Here is an 18783-nt window from a genome sequence, read left to right as displayed (position 1 = left end):
CGCCACACCCCCACCGCGACCCACGTTAGGGGTCGAGAATCGATTGAAACAGCCGTCCTTGGGCCCCAGCGAGGTGTTCCACGAACGTCGCCGCCGAAATATCCAGCTCTGCGGCCACTTCACTCGCGTTTGCGTTCCGCGGGTACTCGAAGTAGCCCATCCGGCACGCTGTCCGGAGACACTCCCGCTGGCGGTCAGTCAGCGCCGCCCGGTCGACGACGACGAAATCCTCCTCGGTAACGTCGAGATGAGAACGGACCAGGCGAAGGATCTCGACGCGCTCGAAGGTGTCTCGAAGCGCCGTCACGATCGACTGGACGCGATCCGTCGAGCGGGCGTGAAAAACCAGTTGTAACCACCCATCGCGTGCAACGAGGTCGTGGGGCGGGCAGTCGTGTCGGTCCAGAACGGTAGACGGACAGGCTGACGCTGGATCGTGTCCAGCACGATAGACACGACGGGACCCGGACTCGAAGACTATCTGAAACGCATCGGGCAGTGTCGCCGGCGGTTCGCTCGACGTAAACTCCGCGACCAAGCGACCGTCCGGCGAGCGGATACGATCGACGGTTTCGATCACTGCGCCGGTCGTCGCCGAGGCACGTGCCACCGGGCAGTGCTCGCTCGCCTCGACGCGGAGTGCAGCCCGGACACCGGCTCCCATCAGTGACAGGACGTGCCAACGGCGACTCCTAAAGAGTACCGGAATTTGTAATAAAAGACCCTCAATATTGTGGGTCACTGTCTGTTATTCGGGAGCCACACCTACGGGCAATGACAGCCCAATCGAGCCGGCCGCCGGCCGCGAACGCCCGGGGCGAGGATCGGCCACCCGTCGAGGCCTTGTTCGGTGCGCTCGAAGACAGCGACTGTCGAGCCATCCTACGGGTCGTCGGCACGGAACCACTGACAGCACAGGAGATCGCAGACGCCTGTGAGATCCCGATTTCGACCGTCTACCGGAAGGTCGATACGCTGACCGATGCCGGACTCTTGGAACCACGCACGCGGGTCAGAGACGATGGCAAGCACCCACAGCAATATACGGCCGGGATCGAAGAGATCCACGTCGATCTCGGGGACAACGGCGTCGCCGTCGACTGTGAAGGCGAGGGAGTCTAGCTCACTGCGTGGGAAGTGACGTCTCGACACCGACCTCGTCTAAGACGGTAGCGGCTCGGTCAGTCACAGCCGTCCGTTCGGCGACGTTCTCGAGGAAGACAGTTTCACTCGGGAACAGCTGTTGGCCCACGACGAGCCCGTTCTCGCGGGCCGTCGACCCCGAGACAGTGAGGTAGACACCCAGTCCGGTCGCCGCGATCGCCGCTTCCTCGGTCTGGCCGCAGTCGGGATGTCGAAACGTAACGTTTTCAGTTGCAGTCGTCCCCAACACGGCCTCGACTAAGCGTTCGTACCGGGGGGAGACACAGAGGTCGCCTTCGTAGGCGTCGACGAACGATCGATCGAGCGGTCGGTCGATCGTGTTCGCAGTGTCCGGTGTCGCGAGCAGTGTGTGATACACTGTATCGCCCAGTCCAGCCTGGAGACGCACGTCAGTGTCGCGTGGATCGATACGTTCGTTGACTGTCGAGAGCTCGGCCAGCGGATCCGGGTTCAGTCCCACGACCTCCTCTAAGACGAGATCCGCACTGTCGAACCCCAGGGCAAACTCGTGTTTCCGCAACGCTCGGAACGGTTCTTCCCGACCCACGAGGTGCAGATCGACGGTCTCGGTCGGGATCGTCACGCTATCGAAGACGATCCGGCGGGGCATCGACTCCCGATCGTCACGCAAGAGCGTGTATTCGGGGTGGGTCGGGTCAGCCGTCTCACTGTAGCGAGCCAGGCGTTCGTAGACGGAGCGGTCGGCTTCTTGCTCGCCTTTCGCGATGGCTTTTTCGTAGCGAAGCGTCGAGACGATGTCATCAGCGAGGGCCGTCCGGTTGGCCCTCGCCGCGATCCGCTCTAAGACGGCTTCGAGTGGCCGACCTTTCCGGGGCACGGCGATCCGCACGACTGTCATTGCGTGGTACTCGCGGCTCGTGCGTAAAACGAACTCGATTACAAAACAGCCACCACGGCCGCTCCAGTCACTCCGCGCCGCCGATAACCGACGAGAGCTGTTCGCGCCAGGCTTCGAGATCCTGGATCGTCGCTTCGATATCTTCGAGCCGGTCGTCGATCTCGCCGGTATCGCCGACCTGCTCGGAGACAGCTTCGATCTCGCTCTCGAGGTCAGCGACCGTCGATTCGAGATCGTCGACAGTCTCACTGTGAGAGGAGACAGTCTCCTGGACCGAGCCGACTTCGCCCTCGATGGCTTCGAGTTCGTTCTGGACGCTGGAAAGATTGCCCTCGAACGATTCGAGACGGTCACGGAAATCCGCGATCAGTTCTTCGCCTTGCCCGTTCTCGTCGAGGAACTCCTCGAGTGCAGACGTGTAGGCGGTGAGATCACTGACGTCGTTCTGGAGCTGCTGGATCCGCGCGTCGACGGCCCCGCTGGTATTACCCGCAGAGCCACCCGCTCCACCAAGGTCGAGTTCGTCTTCGAGTACCGCCAAGGTAGCGTCGTCGACGGCGTCTTGGCGGATTTCCGCGGCGAGAGTCTTGGCGACCGAGCCCGGCTGGACGCCATCGATCGTGCCGTCTCCATCGCTTTCAGCACCCTCACTGCCCGCTCGATCGGTGTTGGGGTCGGCCAGGTCGAGTGTTTCGATCTCCTCGTCGTCAGCGTCATCCAACCCGGGAACACTGTCGCTCTCGCCAGCGATGACATCCCGAACCACGTCACTACTCGCGTCCTCGACCAGATCCTCTTCGGCTTCCATGGGCGGATCGACGGATTCGATCGTCGGCTCGGTCAAGAATTTCTCGACGTCGTCGGTCCCCGTCGCGCGAATTCCATAGACGGTCGTGTACTCCGAATCCGCATCGATCTCCCGCTCGAAGCTGATCGTGTCCTCGTCGATCGTCCAGTGTTCGCTGCCGTATTCCGGGTGAAAGCCGAGATCTTCGACGGTAACGTCGCCCGGCACCTCGTCAGTGAGCGTGACCGTCACCGGTTCGGTCCGCTGGGACGTGATGTTGAACGCGATCGCAGGCACCGGGAACTCGTCGGCCTCGAAGCGCTTGACGACGGTGATGCCGTCCGCGGAGACGTTCACCGGCTCGTATGTCTGCGTGTTGCTCATGGACATACGTCGGTGAACGAACGGTATTAAAGTTACTTCCGGCGGCCCCCGGGTTCAGTGCAAGTCGATGTGGACACCGATTTCGACGACGGCGAGCCGCTGTGGGTGCGGGAACGACCGAAAGTGACGGGCCAGCACTGTCGGATCGGCTGTGTGGTCTCGCGCGTGTCCTGACAGCCCGGAGGCAGTATCTCACGCCTGCCTTCCCCAGTTGCTATGCGAGCCACGACGTCGATATCGCCGGAGAGTCCGACCGAGAGCAGCCCGTCGCCGAGATCGGCCTCCGGAGACGGCGTCAGGTTAGTGCTGACAGCAGCCACCGGCCTTCTCGCCGAAGTCGACCGCAAGCTCCGCCGAGATCGCCGTGTCGACACGCCCGAGGCGTCGTTCCAGGGCGCTTTGGGCCTGGAGGTACGTTTCCATTACCGGGAGTGATTGCAGTTCCTGATGGGCGGCTTCGAGTTCGCGGCGATCGAGTTCGGTGGCCTCGCCACGTTGTTTGGCGCGCTGGAAGTCCTCGCGTTTGCGTTCGAAAGTAGCAATCTGTTCTTGGACGTCCTCGTCGGCTTCGACGGCAGCCTTTGCCTGCCGGAACTCCTCGTGTTCCGGGAGATCGGCGATCGCCTCACCCAACTCGCTTGCGAGTCGGTCGACCGTCTCGATCGCTGTCTCGCCACTGTCAGTGTCGACACTCATACCGACCGATTTGGCCACGACGAGTAAAACCAGTCCGAATGAAGCAGGTTCAGCCGGTTGTCCGGGGCGTCAGATCGGGGCCGTGCAGGTCACCGCTCGTCGATCGGCGTCCACGCACGCCCGCGGTCGCCGACGAACGTGCTTCGGGGGCGGATCAATCGATTGTTCTCGCGCTGTTCGAGACAGTGGGCCGTCCAGCCGGCGACCCGCGAGATCGCGAACGTCGGCGTGAACAACTCCGGCGGGATGCCGACCCCATGGAGGAGGACAGCAGTGTAAAATTCGACGTTCGTTTCGAGATCGAGCGCGGGCCGATACTCGGTCAGGAGCTCGGTCGCGACGCCCTCGATCTCCTTTGCCGCCGCGAAGAAGTCATCCTCACCCGCGTAGAACGCCGCCGCAGCGTCTTCAAGCACGGCGGCACGCGGATCGCGCGCCTCGTAGACCCGGTGGCCAAAGCCCATCAGGCGGTCACCACGTTCCAGACGGCGTTGGAGTTCGGCCCGCACGTCGTCGGTCGCTTCGAGGTCTTCGAGCATCTCCAAGACAAGATCGGGCGCACCGCCGTGGAGATCACCCCGAAGCGCACCGATCGCACCCGTGATCGCCGAAACGAGTTCCGATTCAGTCGAGACGATCGTCCGGGCGGTAAACGTCGAGGCGTTGAAACCGTGGTCGACAACTGTCGTCAGGTACGTCTCTAGCCCGGAAACGGCAGCGTCGGTCGGCTCCTCGCCCGTCAGCATATAGAGGTAGTTCGCCGCGTGAGAGAGGTCGAGGCGCGGTTCGATCGGTTCCTTGCCCGAGAGGACACGCCAGTAGGTGGCTGTGATCGTCGGGAGCCGGGCGATCAACCGGAGCGCATCGGCCTCGGGATCGTTCGGTTCGACAGCGGTCGCAGTCGCCGCCCCCATCCGGAGGGCGGCCATCGGCCCAGCGCCGCGCTGGGCGGCCGCCACGACGGCGTCGTGACACGGTTCGGGAAGCGTCCGATACGAGCAGAGCCGATCCTCGAACGCTTCGAGCTCCTCAGCATCGGGTAGCCGATCGTGCAACAACAGGAACACCGTCTCGGGGTAGGTGGCCTTGGCTGCCAACTCGGCGACGGGATAGCCCGCGATCCACAGCTGGCCGGCCTCGCCGTCGATGTCGCTCAACCGCGTCTGGGCGACGGTCACGTCCGCCAACCCCTCGTGGACCTCGTCGTCAGTCATCGAACGTGGCTACTGGCTCAGCGGGTAAAACAGTGGGCGACTCGGGACGGAAAAGCGACTGGCGATTCGTGTCGCCTCACGACGCGTCCAGGCACAAACTAGGGACTAAAAGGCCCGTTTGAGTGTCCCGATGTGTTTTACTGTGCGACGAGAATGGGAACGTATGACGTCGCTGCTGCCGTTGAAGTCCGGGACGGACCCGTCTGCAGACCGGGATCTCGATCCGGAACTTCTCGGTCTCACAGAGGAGCAAGCCGACGAGATCCTCGCGGCGATCTCGTCGATGACCGCACGGCGGATCCTCGATGTCCTGTACGACGAGCCCCGTCCCACATCCGAGATCGCGACCGCACTCGACTCGTCGGTCCAGAACGTCAGCTATCATCTCGAACGACTCGAAGACGCCGACCTCGTGGAAGTCGTCGATACGTGGTACTCGGCCCAGGGTCGCGAGATGGACGTCTACGGACCGACCAACGGCGGTCTCGTCCTCTATGCCGGTGCCGAGACGACCACGCCCTCACTGAAACGCGCGTTGGGGCGGACTGTCGGCGGAATCGGTATCCTGGGGGCTGTAAGCGTGATCGTCCATCTGCAATGGGCACGATCCGGACCGTTCGCTCCGGCTCGGCGAGTCGCGCCGATCGGCGCCCAACCAGCGGACCCGACCCTCCAGGAATCGATTGTGCAATTTCTCACTGGGCCGGGCGGCGTGCTTCTTGGGGCTGGGCTGGTGTTGATCGCGGTGGTCGCCGTTCGGTGGTACTGGCACCGATACCGGCCGGCCAGAGAGCACGCTTGACCGTCCTGATAGCGGGAGCGTCTGGAGGCGTGTTCGTCGCCACTCACGCGTGATTTCCCGGGACTCAAAGGCGTCTTTGAATCTGGCACAGTGCCTTACTTATCTACCCCGTGTGTGAGTGTATGAGGCGTAGAACGTTCCTCACGACGGTTGGCGTCGGCATCACAACGGCGGTCGCGGGCTGTAACTCAAAGGCACAGTCAGGCAAGCCCTCGACGGCGACCAGCGGCTCTAAGGGCGATGAAGACAGCCAACGGACCACGAGCGGTGCCGGCGAATCAACCCCCACGGACACGAGCACGCCCGGAGACGAACGGACTCGTATCGAGCGCGGTGGCTCGAGCGACCAGGTGCTCGGAGACGGCTCGCTCACAGAGGAAGGACTTCGCAGGCCCCATCGGGTCGCACTGACGAACCAGACCGACGAAGCACAACCAGTCTCGCTGTCCGTTCAGGGAACCGAGACGGCATCCTTCGACGGCCAGTACGTACTCGAACCGTCGGCCACGGTCTCGATAGCGCTGACCGATCTGGATACGTACACTGTCCAGGCGACGGGACTGGAGGCAGACGCAACCGAGTCGCTGTCGATCGAACCATCCCAGTTCACCTGCAACGTCACCCGCACCTCGATCGCGTTCACGGCCGAGGGGACCTTCGAGTCGACGAGTCTGTCGACACGCATGGCCTGTCCGGGAGTGATCACGGAAGCCGTCCCAGCCGAGAGCACCGTCTCGAAGACGTTCGGCGATGAAGACCCGCCAGCAGCGGGTGGAGACGCGGCCCACAACGTCGTGGTAGGGAATCCGACCGGCGAGGCCTGGACGGTCCGAGTGATACTCGCCTCCGAGACGGCCCCCCAGCTCGATGGTATCTACACGATCGAGCCTGACGGGGAGAGTCGACTGACCCTCACCGAGAGTGGGACCTACGATATCGGCGTGCGCGTGCTCGAAACCGGCACCACGGAGACGATCCGCCTTACCGCCGCAGACTTTGACTGTAACGTCTCCACAACGCAAGTGGAGGTCGATGCAGACGGACATCTCGAAAAGACGACGGTCTCGACACTGATGGCCTGTCCTGGCGAGACCCAACCGACCGCCCACAACGAGTCATCGTCGTAGGCCGGCTCGCGTGATCGCAGTCTCGTCTCGGTGCGGCCCAGCCGCGGGCCATAGCAAGGATTATCGCCCCCGCGAACCGCCAAGCGAGTATGACTGGGTTTTCACAGCGCGTCGAGCAAGTGTCGATCTCGGGTATCCGCGAGGTCTTCGAAGCGGCCGGCGAGGACGCGATCAATTTAGGCCTCGGCCAGCCGGACTTTCCGGCCCCGGAACACGCCCGCGAGGCAGCCGTCGAGGCCATCCGAGCGGGCGACGCTGATGCCTACACCTCGAACAAGGGAACGCGCGAGTTGCGGGAAGCGATCGCCCACAAGCACGCCCGCGACAACGACCTCGCGGTCGACCCCGAGCACATAGTCGCCACGTCTGGCGGCAGCGAAGCGCTGCATCTCGCCCTGGAGGCACACGTCGACGCAGGCGAGGAAGTCCTCTACCCTGACCCGGGCTTTGTCTCCTACGAAGCGTTGACCCATCTCGCCGGCGGGACGCCCAAACCGATCGGCCTTCGGGACGATCTGACACTCGATCCCGCCGCCGTCGAGGCCGCACTCACCGACGACACCGCGGCGTTCGTCGTCAACAGTCCCGCCAACCCGACAGGTGCAGTTCAGTCACCAGAAGACATGCGCGAGTTCGCCCGCATCGCCGACGAACACGATGTGCTCTGTATTTCCGACGAGGTGTACGAACACATCGTCTTCGAGGGCGAACACCGCTCGCCGGCCGAGTTCACCGACGGCGACAACGTTGTCGTGGTCAACGCCTGCTCGAAAACCTACTCGATGACCGGGTGGCGACTGGGCTGGGTCACCGGCAGCGAGGAGCGCATCGAGCGCATGTTGCGCGTCCACCAGTACAGCCAGGCCTGCGCCAGCGCACCCGCCCAGTTCGCCGCCGAAGCCGCCCTCACAGGGCCACAGGACCGCGTCACCGAGATGGTCGCGGCCTTCCAGCAGCGCCGGGACGTGTTGCTTGACGGCCTCGAAGATATGGGCCTGGAAACCCCAAAGCCACGTGGCGCGTTCTACGCGATGCCGTCGGTTCCCGAGGGCTGGGTCGAGGAAGTGATCGACCGCGGCGTCGTGGTCGTCCCCGGCGACGCCTTCGGCGACGGGGGTGACGGGTACGCCCGGATCTCCTATGCGACCGACCTCGAGCAGTTGAAAGAAGCGATCGAGGTCATGCACGAGGCGAGCAACGCCGTGGCGTGACTACTCGTCGCCGAGCAGATCGCTGGCGCCCACCTAGCCGTCCGCGATGGCCTGACAGCGGTCGATCCACTCGGTCTGGAACGTCTCCGGTCCGACGACGCGGCCGGCCAGATCCGGGACGCGCTCGATGCCCTCCTGTGCACACCATTCGATGCACGCCCGGTAGACCGAAAGATCGTACTCTGATTCGAGATCCTCGTCCGCGACGACCGATATCCGATCGCAACCGGTGAGAAACGCGACGAACGCCCGGGTGTGTCCGTCCGTCAAGTACCAGTCCCCGTCGAACTCGTAGACGGGGAGCGGACCTGGTTCGAAGACGGCCCCCTCGATTCGATCGGTGACAGCTGCTACTTTTGAGGCGTTGAGGTAACACTGGGTCGGTCGGAGGGCCTCGACTGGAACGGTATCTGCTGTCATTGTGTTCGCCGGTCAGTTCGCTGTCGAGACGATCTTGATGACGTCTCCCTCTTCGAGTTCCGTGTCCTCGGCGATCCGTCTGTTCTCGCGGGCGTCGACGGCGTGGAGGTACCCGTCACCGATGTCCGAGTGGACGGCGTAGGCCAGATCCAGCGGCGTCGATCCGTCTGGGAGGAGGAACGCGTCGGGTAGCATGTTCCCCTGGCCGTCGGTCCAGTGGGTTTCGTCTTGGACCGGGTAGACAGTGATGTGATCGAGGACGTCGTATGCCGCCTCGTCCAGTGCGGTCTGGACGCCCGTCCCACCGTGATCGGCCATTACCTCGCGGATCTGTTCGAGTCCCTGCCGTTGGTCGTCGCTGACCTCCCCGTGGATCTCGAAATCCTCGTCGCCCGGGTCGTACGCGAGGGCGTCTGCCTCGCTCGCCCGACGGAGGGCGAGTTCGCCATCGGCCGTCGACGGGATCGTCGCCTCGTTGCGCTCTTTGAGCCGCTGGACGTTCTCGGAGCTGGCGGCGTCGGCCTTGTTCGCGACGACGACGATGGGTTTGGTCCGCTCGCGAATCTCCCGGGCCAGAGCCTCGCGGTGATCGTCGGTCCAGGCGATCGGGTCCGCGGGATACTCCACACTCCGGAGCGTCCGGGCGACGTCGAGTTCCGTCGCGCCCACGCCCGTCAGAAACTCCGTCAGTGCCTCGTCGAGATCGAAATCCGGCGAGCGGGACTGGCGCTCGACGGTCTCCCAGTTGCGTTCGACGACGCTCGCCAGCCAGAGGTCCATCTCTTCTTCGATGAAATCCAGATCCTCGACGGGATCGTGTTCGCCGACCCCGACCGGTTCGCCTTCTTCGTCGGTCGCCCCGGCCGCGTCGACGACGTGCAAGATCGCGTCGGCGTCGGTCAACTCGTCGAGGAACTGGTTACCCAGTCCTCGCCCCTCGTGGGCACCTGGGACTAACCCGGCGACATCGAGCAACTCGACGGGAACGTACCGTTTCCCGTCGTGACAATGATCGCTGTCACAGCGCTGCTCGCGGTCGAGACACGGACAGTCGGTGCGGACGTGGCTCACTCCGCGATTCGCGTCGATCGTCGTAAACGGGTAGTTAGCGACGTCGACGTCAGCCATCGTCGCCGCGCGATAGAAGGTGGACTTGCCGGCGTTTGGCTTGCCGGCAAGCGCGAGTGAGAGCATGCTCCGCCATACCGAAGCGAACAGTTTCCCACTTTCGGTTAGCTCTGATGAGCGCTTCAGACGAGACACCGAATGCCCGGCCGTAGCTGTTGGCAATGAACGACGAATGGCGTCGCCGACCGTTCAAGCGTCGGTCATCTGGACGATCTGAATGAGCGAGTAGATCGGCACGCCTTCGACCGTATCGTCGCCGTGTTTATCCGTGAGAACGACACCGGCGACTGGATTACCACCGCGTTCACGGACAACCTGGATGGTCTCTGTCATCGTCTTGCCCGTGTCGATGTTGTCGTCGACGATATAGCAGTCCCGATCACGGATCGACGCGAAGTTCCGCGAGAACGACCCAACATCCTCCTGTTCGTCGTCGTCCCAGCGGTGCTTGCTCGGCGTATAGACGCTCAGGTCCGTTTCGAGATCGCGCGCGACGGTCGTCGCCAGCGGTCCGCCAGATTTGCCGATCCCGATCGTCAAGTCGACCGCTTCGCCTTCTTTCGAGAGGAGATCCGCCATCGCGCGACCGACGTAGGACAGTCGTTGGCTGTCTCGGCCCACTGCACTCCAGTCGACGTGGATGTCGTGGGGTTTCTCGGTAGTGCTGTCGGCGGCGTCGCCACCGTCGGTCTGCTCGACCAGCCAGCTTGCAGTCTCCCGGGAAACGTTCAACTCGTCCGCGATTTCGCCTTTCGAGAGGCCCAGTCCAGTGAGTTCCTTGGCACCGTCGATGAGATCGTCCAGTGACTTCATCGACAGGAACTATCGAGCCTGAAACGGAAAACGATTGATTTCGCCCACCCCGCTCTCAGCGGCCATCACTCGCCGTCGCCGTTTCGCTCGTCGGTGTCTGGCCCGTCTGTGGGACCGGCGTCGTACTGCGCTTTGAGGGAGGCCAGTTCCGCGTCGACGTCGACGGCCACCGCGTCGTCTTGGGCCTTTTCGGGCAGTTGCTCTTCGAGCCGTCGGTTGAGCCGCTGGGCGTCCGAGAGCAGTTCGGTCGTCCGTTCGTCGGCTGATTCGGTATCGATTCTGGACTGGACCTCCGAAAGAGCCTCGTCGATTCGATCGACGACGGACCGGCCAACTGCCGGGGCCGTCGACTCCTCGACCGGTCGGTCAGTATCGTCGGCCAGTTCGAGCGCTCGCTGTAGCAATTGGAGTAGCTTGATGTTCGTCTGGAGGACCAGAATCGTCGCCGGGATCGTCACCTCGGTCGTAAATCGTCGCAGGCGGTCGAGGCCACGACGGTGCTGTGACCCGGCCCCGACCGTCCGCTGTAGCTCCTGGAGCGTGCCGAGGAGTTCGGCCACCAGTTCCCGGGGCGCGGGATCCACTGATTGGTCACTCATCAGCCGTATTTCGAAAGCGAGCCTTAAAGATCCGAGTGACGAGGCGAGCTTCGAGGCCAGTCGATGCGGTGGGCCACGAACCCCGGCCACAGGTAGAAATATCAGTACAATAATCGACAGTCGGTATCACACCCCGCTTTCGAAATCCGGCGTTTTCACGCCCCTCCGGTCGAAGAATGTGCACGTCAATCTGTACCAGACGGCAACGATTCAGGTAAATATTTCCCCCGCGATGCCCGACTTCCAAGGGATACGATGGGCCAATTAGATACCTTATTCGCGCCCGAGCGAGTTGCAGTGGTCGGAGCCACCGAAAGCGACGGCTCCGTCGGGCGGGCTATCATGGAGAACCTTCTGGACGGCTACGTCGGAGACGTCGTGCCGATCAATCCCAGTTCCGAGGACGTATTCGGACTGGAGTGTTACGACACTCTCACCGACGTCGACGGTATCGATCTCGCCGTCGTGGTCGTCCCACCACAGATCGTCAACAGCGTGCTGCAGGATGCCGGAGAAGCCGGGATCCAGGACGTCGCGGTCATTACAGCCGGGTTCGGCGAGTCCGGCAGTGAGGGCGTCAAGCGCGAACAAGAGATGCGAGAGATCGCCACCGAGTACGATATCAACCTCGTCGGCCCCAACTGCCTGGGGGTCATCTCGACGTCACTCGGCATGAACGCCACGTTCACCGAGAAGTCGGCCATAGAGGGCAACATCTCCTTTATGAGCCAGTCCGGGGCGTTCATCTCGGCTGTCCTCGACTGGGCCGGCGACCACAACGTCGGGTTCAACGACATCGTCTCACTTGGCAACAAAGCTGTCCTCGACGAAGGGTCGTTCATCGACTACTGGGGCGACGATCCCGATACCGACGTGATCCTCGGCTACCTCGAAGACATCGAAAACGGTCGAGAGTTCATCGAGACCGCCAGAGAGGTCACCAAAGAGACGCCGATCGTCGCAGTCAAGTCCGGTCGCACGGAAGCCGGTGCCTCCGCTGCGGCCTCTCACACCGGGGCGATCGCCGGCAGCGAGCGTGCCTACGAGGCCGGCCTCGAACAGGCGGGTGTGATCCGGGCCAACAGCGTCCAAGAACTGTTCGACTTCGCGACGATTCTGGGCGACCAGCCCCTGCCCGAGAGCAACAACATCGCGATCGTCACCAACGCCGGCGGACCCGGCGTGATGGCCACTGACGCGATCGGTGATTCGAGCCTCGAAATGGCATCGTTCACCGACGAGACCCTGGAAGGCCTCGAGGAAGCGATGCCCGAGGAAGCAAACATCTTCAATCCGGTCGACGTGCTCGGGGACGCCTCCGCGGAAACCTACGAACAGGCACTCGATATCGTCCTCGACGATCCGAACGTCGGCTCGGTCATCGTCGTCTCCTCGCCCCAGTCGATCGACTTCGAGGCACTCGCAGACGTCATGATCGACAAACACGAGGAATACGGCGTCCCGATGGCAGCCAGCCTGATGGGCGGCGAAACTGCCGAAAAACCAGCCGAGATGCTCGGTAAGGCCGGGATCCCCTCGTATTTCGATCCAGCACGTGGTGTCAACAGTCTGGACGCCCTCTGGGAGTACGCCGAAATCCAGACCCACGAGTACGTCGCCTCGACCGACTTCGACGTCGACCGCGAGCGTGCCCGTGAGATCCTCGAACGGACCAAAGAGCGAGACACCAACAAACTCGGCGTCGAAGCCATGGAACTGCTCGAGGCCTACGGTATCCCGATGCCCGACAGTGCCATCGCGACGAACAAGACCGAAGCTGTCCAGGCGGCCGGCGAGATCGACGGCAACGTCGTGATGAAGATCGTCAGCCCGGATATCCTCCACAAATCAGACATCGGCGGCGTCGAAGTCGGCGTCCCCGACGACGAGGTCGCCGACACCTACGACGATCTCATTGCCCGGGCACGAAACTACCAGCCCGACGCGACGATTCTGGGCGTCCAGCTTCAGGAGATGGCCGATCTCGACGACGGTACCGAAACCATCGTCGGCATCAACCGCGACCCGCAGTTCGGTCCACTCGTGATGTTCGGACTGGGCGGGATCTTCGTGGAAGTGCTCGAAGACGCCACGTTCCGGGTCGCACCAGTCAGTGAACCCGAAGCCGAAGAGATGATCGACGAAATCGAGTCCGCGCCACTACTTCGTGGCGCGCGTGGCCGGGAGCCAGTGGACGAAGCCGCTGTCGTCGAGACCATCCAGCGCATCTCACAGCTCGTTACCGACTTCCCGTCGATCCTCGAGCTCGACATCAACCCACTCGTCGCGACACCGGACGGTGTCTCGGCAGTCGACATCCGCCTGACAGTCGACCAGGAAGAGCTGTAAGTCCCCCCGGACTGGACGGCGATCGGGAGGAGCTTTAAATCAGTCGGCATCGTAAGGGTTCACATGGACCCGATACTGGTTACCTCAACCGAAGAAGCGACCGGGAAAACCGCTGTTTCTCTGGCGATTGCAAAGCTCGGCGACGCAGCCGGCCATAGCGTCGGCTACATGAAGCCGAAAGGCACCCGCCTCCAGAGTGCAACCGGGAAAACCAGAGACGAGGACCCGATGCTCGCGCGGCAACTGCTGGGGCTGGACGCCGAGATGCACGAACTGGAACCGATCGTCTACACGCCCACCTTCGTCCAGGAAGCCATCCAGGGTCGGGAAAAGCCTGCGGAACTGCGCGATCGAGTCTTAGAGAACTACGAGAAGATGGCCAGCGACCGTGACATGATGGTCATCGAAGGCACCGACCGGCTCGTCACTGGCGGTATCGTCGATCTGACGGACAACGACATCGCCGAGATGCTCGATGCCAAGGTTGTGCTGCTCTCACGATACGACGAACCAGAAGACGTCGACGACATCCTGGCCGCCGCCGAGACGCTCGGTGATTCACTGGCCGGCGTCCTGTTCAACGCCGTCCCCGACTCGGTGTTCGATCAGTTGACGACCGATGTCGTACCGTTCCTCGAAAATCGTGACATCCCGGTGCTGGGCGTCGTCCCACGCGTCCAGGAACTGGCCGGGCTGACGGTCGACGACTTGGCTGAACGGCTCGGTGCCGAAGTACTGACTGAAAACGCCGGTACGGATCTGTTCGTCGAACGGTTTACCGTCGGCGCGATGTCCGGTGAGTCAGCACTGACGCAGTTCCGCCGGATGCAAAACGCGGTGATGATCACCAGCGGCGATCGGCCGGAAATCATCACGGCGGCCCTGGAAGCGTCCGGTATCAAGTGTATCGTCCTCGGTGGCGGGTTCCGACCGTCGAGTGCCATCGTCGGGCGGGCCGAAGAGGAAGGGGTACCGGTTCTCCTCTTGCAATCGGATACCCGAATGGTGATCGATCGCACCGAGGACTTCCTCAAGACCGGGCCGACGCGCAGTCCGGGGACCGTCGAGCGGATGCAGGAACTCCTCGACGACCACGCCGACGTCAGCCCACTCCTCGACGACCCGGCAGGCGAGGACTGAAACCACGGGTCGGCCTGTCCTTTCAGTGTCTGATAACGGTCTCAGGACTTATGCTGTTCTAGAACGTACACCAGCGTGGAGCCAACCGGCTCCGTATTGTCACACGCAGGGGGCACTGCCCCCTTCGTTCCCCTTTGCAATCGGTCCGTCGAGCGCACCGACCGAGGCTTGAATAACACCCACGACGTAGGCCCCGTTGAGTGACTGGGACAACCGAAGATACCGACGCAGCGATCATCGTCAAGCGTGTCGAAGACGGGAGTGCCAACACCGACGAAATCGAGCGGTTGACTGCTGCTGCCGGCTATCGCGTCGCCGGAGTCGTGACACAGACCAGAACCGAAGATCCGGCCTACCACATCGGGAAAGGCAAAGCCAGCGAGGTCGCCGAGCGCGTCCGAGAAGCCGACGCGAGTCTCGTGATCTTCGACAACCAGCTCGGGCCGTATCAGACGTTCAATCTCGGGACCGAACTCCCCGAGAGCGTCCGGCTGCTCGATCGGTTCCGACTCATTCTGGAAATCTTCGGCCAGCGTGCCCAGACACGCAAAGCCCAACTCCAGGTCGAACTCGCGGAGTTACGCTACGAACTCCCGCGGGCCGAGGCAAAAGCCAGCTTGGCCAAACGCGACGAGCGACCGGGGTTTATGGGTCTTGGCGAGTACGACGAGAGCCGCGAAGAGGACATCAAAGCCCAGATTTCGCGGATCCGAGACGAACTCGAACAGATCGAACAGACCGACCAGCATCGTCGCGAACAACGCCGGGAATCGGGCTTCGATCTCGTCGCGCTGGCAGGGTACACGAACGCCGGAAAGTCGACGCTGTTGCGCCGACTCGCTGCCGATCTCGACGTCGGGGAAAACGAAGACGTCCACCCGGACTTGGACCCGACAGCCGAGTCCGAGGATCGACTGTTTACGACACTGGGCACGACGACCCGGCGAGCAGATATCGACCGACGGGACGTGCTCGTGACCGACACCGTCGGGTTCATCTCGGATCTGCCCCACTGGCTGGTCGAATCGTTCAAGTCGACGCTGGATTCGGTCTACCGGGCCGATCTCGTCTTGCTGGTCGTCGACGTCAGCGAACCGATCGAACAGATCCGTGAGAAACTCGTCACGTCTCACGACACGCTGTATGAACGCAACGAGGCCCCGATCCTCACGGTCCTCAACAAGATCGATACGGTCGAGGCAGACGAACTACAGCACAAACGCGAGCAACTCTCCGCGTTGGCCCCGAACCCAGTCGCCGTCAGCGCGCGAACGGGCGAGAACGTCGATGGGCTCCGGGACCGTATCGACGCGGAACTGCCAGCACTCGAACGCGAACGACTCGTCTTGCCGATGTCGAACGATGCGATGAGCGTCGTCTCCTGGATTCACGACCACGCGCACGTCGAAAGCGTCGAGTACGGCGAGCAGATCGTCGTCGAGTTCGAAGGCCGACCGGCGATCATCGAGCAATCACGGTCGAAAGCAGGCAACCTCGGCGAAGCCACAGCCTGAGGAGTGCGTGCCAGCCGCCGGCGAGCCAGCGCCGATCAGTCGTCGTCCCGTTCCCGTTCGAGCGCCCGTTCACGTAACTGTTTACAGCGATCGCCCTCAGCGGTCAGGTCAGGGACGCTGATCGGCGAGCCGTCCTCGTCGATAGCCACGAAGACGAATCTGGATCCGGTGGTCACTTCTCGATCACCCGTGGCTGGGTCCTCGCGGGCAGCCTCCAGAGCGACTTTGACGCTCGTGCGACCGGTCGCGTAGGCATAAGACTCGATGACGACGATATCGCCAGTCGGCACCGGACGGTGAAAGTTCATCTCGTCGATCGAAGCCGTGACGCAGGGCTCGCCCGAGGCCCGCATCGCCGACATCGCGCCGAGTTCGTCCATCCACTTCATGACGTTGCCACCGTGGACGGTGCCGTAGTTGTTGGCGTGGTTGGGCTGGACCCGCCAGCGGTTCTCCAAATACGTCTCACTGATCGTCGGCATCGTTCGGGTATTGCCCCGTGTACTTGTGATTGTACCGGCCGCGTCGTGAACGCACTGCACCCGGTCGAGCTCACTCGATCCGATCACGCCACAGTACACGCGACACCGCATCCGGGAGATCCGTCGCGACGAGCCCGTAGCCCTGCTCGTCGACGACTAGATCACCGGCCCGCCCGGTGACGAACGCACCGAGCGATGCGGCGGGGTGAGGATCGAGTGTGGCCGCGAGTGCTCCCGTAACCCCCGCCAGCACGTCGCCGGTGCCGCCGACGGTCATGCCGGGGTTCCCAGTGCGGTTGATGCGCGTCTGCGTGCCGTCCGAGATGATATCGTCGGGTCCTTTCAGGAGGATTGTTCCATCGAGATCGCCAGCCAGGTCCGCGACGGCTGTCGTCCGTGCCGCCAGGTCGTCCATCGAGCGCCCGCCCATACGCTCGAACTCACTGGCGTGTGGGGTACAGATCAGTGTGGCGTCCGTCTCGACAGCCGAGACGATCGCGAGCGGGTCGGCGTCGACGATCGCCCGTCCCTCGTACTCTTCGAGGAACGCGCGGGCCGCTTGCAACGTTTCGTCGGCTCGCCCGAGACCGGGGCCAACGACGACGCTATCGTGGTCGGCTGCCAGGTCGAGAACGCGCGTGACGTTCTCGGGGGAGAGTCGGTCGCCGTCGAACGAGCGGACGATCAGGTTCTCGCTGTAGCCCTGGATCTCCGGGGCGATCGTCTCGGGACAGGCCACCCGGACGAGATCAGCGCCCGCACGGAGGGCCGACTGTGCCGCGAGAGCCGGCCCACCGGTGTAGGGACCGCCACCGACGATCAGTACCTCGCCGAACGCACCCTTGTGGCTATTGGCCGGCCGGGAGAGGCGGCGGAGATCACCACGTTCGACGACGCGCTCGGCAGCGTCGGGGATACCGATGTCCGCGACCTCAACTGGTGCGTCTACGTCTGCAAGCCCGGGCTTGGGCTTGTGAAACGTGACGATGTGATCCGGGTCGACGGCATTTTCGGCAAGCGTCCCCGAGGCAGCGTCGAGTCCAGACGGGACATCGACGCTGACGACGGTTGCCTCGGCATCGTTGATCGCCGCGCTCGCAGTCGCGACGGGTTCACGTACCGGGCCGGCGATACCGGTGCCGAGCATCGCATCGACGATCACGTCGGGGTCGTCGAGATCGAACGCCGTCGAGTCGGTGACAGTGCGCGTCTCGATGTCGGTCCGTTCGAGTGCCGTCCAGTTCTCGCGAGCGATGTCAGTCGTGATCGATTCAGGACGACCCAGCAACGTGACGCGAACGGGAAAGGCCTCGAGAAAGCGAGCGGCGACGAACGCGTCACCACCGTTGTTTCCACGTCCGGCGACGATCTCGACGCGATCGTCCGGTGTTGCGACGTCCGTCACGGCCGCAGCGACGGCGTTGCCGCTCGATTCCATCAACTGCTTTCGTGACACCCCCAAGGCGGTGGCGTTGGCGTCGATAACACCCATTTCCGCGCCGGTGATGACAGTCCCGAAACTCATGGGCCGTCGTTGACTCGCAGTCGGGTTAACTGTTCAGCTTTCAAATATTGAAACCAGGACCGTCCGCTTTTGGGCATCGATACCCAACGTCCGTTACCATGCCGCTGATGGCGGACGACGACTTCTCTATTCACGACGACGACTGCGAGAAACAGGACAGCGGGTGGATGCCCGTGTCTGATCTCCCGGACGAAGTGACCTCGATGGACGATCTGGAGTGTGAGTGTTGGGCGGAATACGATTCGGTTGCCGAGATCTGATCGCCCTGTTCTCAGCGTTTGATCTCGAAGCCGTCCAGTCCCACTGGCGACTCGTATTCGACAGTCACGTCCTCGACAGCGGCCTGGGGACTCCCATCGTGACAGAAGTCGACCATCGCCTCGACATCGGCTTGGGGGCCTTCGAAGACAGCCTCGACGCGCCCGTCAGCGAGGTTCGTCACCCACCCGTCGACGCCCCGTTCTCGGGCAGTTTGCTGGGTCGTCGCCCGGAAGAACACGCCCTGAACGCGGCCGGAAACCAGAACGTGTGCGCGCGCTCGTTGGCTCATGGACGGCTGTTGGGGCGAC

At 63.1% G+C, this 18783-nt stretch carries 20 protein-coding genes; 8 read left to right on the top strand and 12 right to left on the bottom strand.

What is annotated here, in order from left to right:
• Positions 1-25: 25 nt before the first annotated feature.
• The gene (locus FR699_RS02280; RefSeq protein ID WP_158853705.1) at positions 26-664 is read right to left on the bottom strand and encodes a helix-turn-helix domain-containing protein; all 639 of its coding nucleotides are present in this window, start codon (positions 662-664) and stop codon (positions 26-28) included.
• A 110-nt stretch (positions 665-774) separates the two neighbouring features.
• Between FR699_RS02280 and FR699_RS02275 the strand changes: the two genes are divergently transcribed.
• Positions 775-1122 (top strand): helix-turn-helix domain-containing protein, encoded by a 348-nt coding sequence (locus tag FR699_RS02275; protein ID WP_154551972.1) that lies wholly within the window; start codon positions 775-777, stop codon positions 1120-1122.
• A gap of 1 nt (position 1123) precedes the next feature.
• Here the strand turns inward: FR699_RS02275 and FR699_RS02270 are convergent, their stop codons facing one another.
• From FR699_RS02270 to FR699_RS02255, 4 genes are all read right to left on the bottom strand, one after another.
• Positions 1124-2023 (bottom strand): hypothetical protein, encoded by a 900-nt coding sequence (locus FR699_RS02270; RefSeq protein WP_158853703.1) that lies wholly within the window; start codon positions 2021-2023, stop codon positions 1124-1126.
• A 67-nt stretch (positions 2024-2090) separates the two neighbouring features.
• Positions 2091-3194 (bottom strand): hypothetical protein, encoded by a 1104-nt coding sequence (locus tag FR699_RS02265; RefSeq protein WP_158853701.1) that lies wholly within the window; start codon positions 3192-3194, stop codon positions 2091-2093.
• A gap of 300 nt (positions 3195-3494) precedes the next feature.
• On the bottom strand, positions 3495-3890 hold the full coding sequence (locus FR699_RS02260) for a YlbF family regulator (RefSeq protein ID WP_154551975.1): 396 nt from the start codon (positions 3888-3890) through the stop codon (positions 3495-3497).
• Positions 3891-3979: 89 nt separating this feature from the next.
• On the bottom strand, positions 3980-5104 hold the full coding sequence (locus FR699_RS02255) for a citrate/2-methylcitrate synthase (RefSeq protein ID WP_154551976.1): 1125 nt from the start codon (positions 5102-5104) through the stop codon (positions 3980-3982).
• A gap of 163 nt (positions 5105-5267) precedes the next feature.
• On the opposite strand from FR699_RS02255, the gene FR699_RS02250 reads away from it, so the two are divergent.
• The 3 genes from FR699_RS02250 to FR699_RS02240 all read left to right on the top strand — a co-directional run bounded on the left by FR699_RS02250 (position 5268) and on the right by FR699_RS02240 (position 8244).
• A complete protein-coding gene (locus FR699_RS02250; protein ID WP_158853699.1) occupies positions 5268-5906 on the top strand; it encodes a helix-turn-helix domain-containing protein in 639 nt (212 codons plus the stop codon).
• Between the two features lie 122 nt (positions 5907-6028).
• Positions 6029-7033 (top strand): hypothetical protein, encoded by a 1005-nt coding sequence (locus FR699_RS02245; protein WP_158853697.1) that lies wholly within the window; start codon positions 6029-6031, stop codon positions 7031-7033.
• Positions 7034-7122: 89 nt separating this feature from the next.
• Positions 7123-8244 (top strand): pyridoxal phosphate-dependent aminotransferase, encoded by a 1122-nt coding sequence (locus tag FR699_RS02240; protein WP_154551979.1) that lies wholly within the window; start codon positions 7123-7125, stop codon positions 8242-8244.
• Positions 8245-8277: 33 nt separating this feature from the next.
• On the opposite strand, the gene FR699_RS02235 is transcribed toward FR699_RS02240, so the two are convergent.
• The 4 genes from FR699_RS02235 to FR699_RS02220 form a co-directional block, all read right to left on the bottom strand.
• Positions 8278-8664 carry a histone acetyltransferase gene (locus FR699_RS02235; RefSeq protein WP_158853695.1) on the bottom strand — a complete coding sequence of 129 codons (387 nt, stop codon included), beginning with the start codon at positions 8662-8664 and terminating at the stop codon, positions 8278-8280.
• 12 nt (positions 8665-8676) lie between these two features.
• The gene (locus tag FR699_RS02230) at positions 8677-9858 is read right to left on the bottom strand and encodes a redox-regulated ATPase YchF (RefSeq protein WP_154551981.1); all 1182 of its coding nucleotides are present in this window, start codon (positions 9856-9858) and stop codon (positions 8677-8679) included.
• Between the two features lie 123 nt (positions 9859-9981).
• Entirely contained in the window at positions 9982-10605 is a 624-nt protein-coding gene (gene gfcR / locus FR699_RS02225; protein ID WP_158853693.1) for a transcriptional regulator GfcR, read from the bottom strand.
• 65 nt (positions 10606-10670) lie between these two features.
• Positions 10671-11204, bottom strand: a complete 534-nt coding sequence (locus FR699_RS02220) for a hypothetical protein (RefSeq protein WP_154551983.1) — start codon at positions 11202-11204, stop codon at positions 10671-10673.
• Between the two features lie 255 nt (positions 11205-11459).
• Between FR699_RS02220 and FR699_RS02215 the strand changes: the two genes are divergently transcribed.
• From FR699_RS02215 to hflX, 3 genes are all read left to right on the top strand, one after another.
• A complete protein-coding gene (locus FR699_RS02215) occupies positions 11460-13553 on the top strand; it encodes an acetate--CoA ligase family protein (protein ID WP_158853691.1) in 2094 nt (697 codons plus the stop codon).
• A gap of 63 nt (positions 13554-13616) precedes the next feature.
• A complete protein-coding gene (locus tag FR699_RS02210; protein WP_154551985.1) occupies positions 13617-14693 on the top strand; it encodes a phosphotransacetylase family protein in 1077 nt (358 codons plus the stop codon).
• 200 nt (positions 14694-14893) lie between these two features.
• Positions 14894-16207: a GTPase HflX gene (gene hflX / locus FR699_RS02205; RefSeq protein WP_154551986.1), complete on the top strand. Its 1314-nt coding sequence runs from the start codon at positions 14894-14896 to the stop codon at positions 16205-16207.
• Positions 16208-16242: 35 nt separating this feature from the next.
• Here hflX and FR699_RS02200 read toward each other — a convergent pair whose 3' ends face one another.
• Both FR699_RS02200 and FR699_RS02195 read right to left on the bottom strand, forming a co-directional pair.
• Entirely contained in the window at positions 16243-16689 is a 447-nt protein-coding gene (locus FR699_RS02200; RefSeq protein WP_154551987.1) for an acyl-CoA thioesterase, read from the bottom strand.
• 70 nt (positions 16690-16759) lie between these two features.
• Positions 16760-18214, bottom strand: coding sequence for an NAD(P)H-hydrate dehydratase (locus tag FR699_RS02195; protein ID WP_154551988.1), 1455 nt, complete (start codon positions 18212-18214; stop codon positions 16760-16762).
• A gap of 98 nt (positions 18215-18312) precedes the next feature.
• Between FR699_RS02195 and FR699_RS13075 the strand changes: the two genes are divergently transcribed.
• Entirely contained in the window at positions 18313-18474 is a 162-nt protein-coding gene (locus tag FR699_RS13075) for a hypothetical protein (protein WP_199268270.1), read from the top strand.
• An 11-nt stretch (positions 18475-18485) separates the two neighbouring features.
• Here FR699_RS13075 and FR699_RS02190 read toward each other — a convergent pair whose 3' ends face one another.
• A complete protein-coding gene (locus tag FR699_RS02190) occupies positions 18486-18764 on the bottom strand; it encodes an acylphosphatase (protein ID WP_154551989.1) in 279 nt (92 codons plus the stop codon).
• Positions 18765-18783: the final 19 nt, after the last annotated feature.

The sequence above is a fragment of the Halorhabdus sp. CUG00001 genome, assembly GCF_009797925.1.
Classification (GTDB): domain Archaea; phylum Halobacteriota; class Halobacteria; order Halobacteriales; family Haloarculaceae; genus Halorhabdus.
Note: the sequence above shows the minus strand (reverse complement) of the source record. Positions and strands in the feature narration are given on the sequence as shown.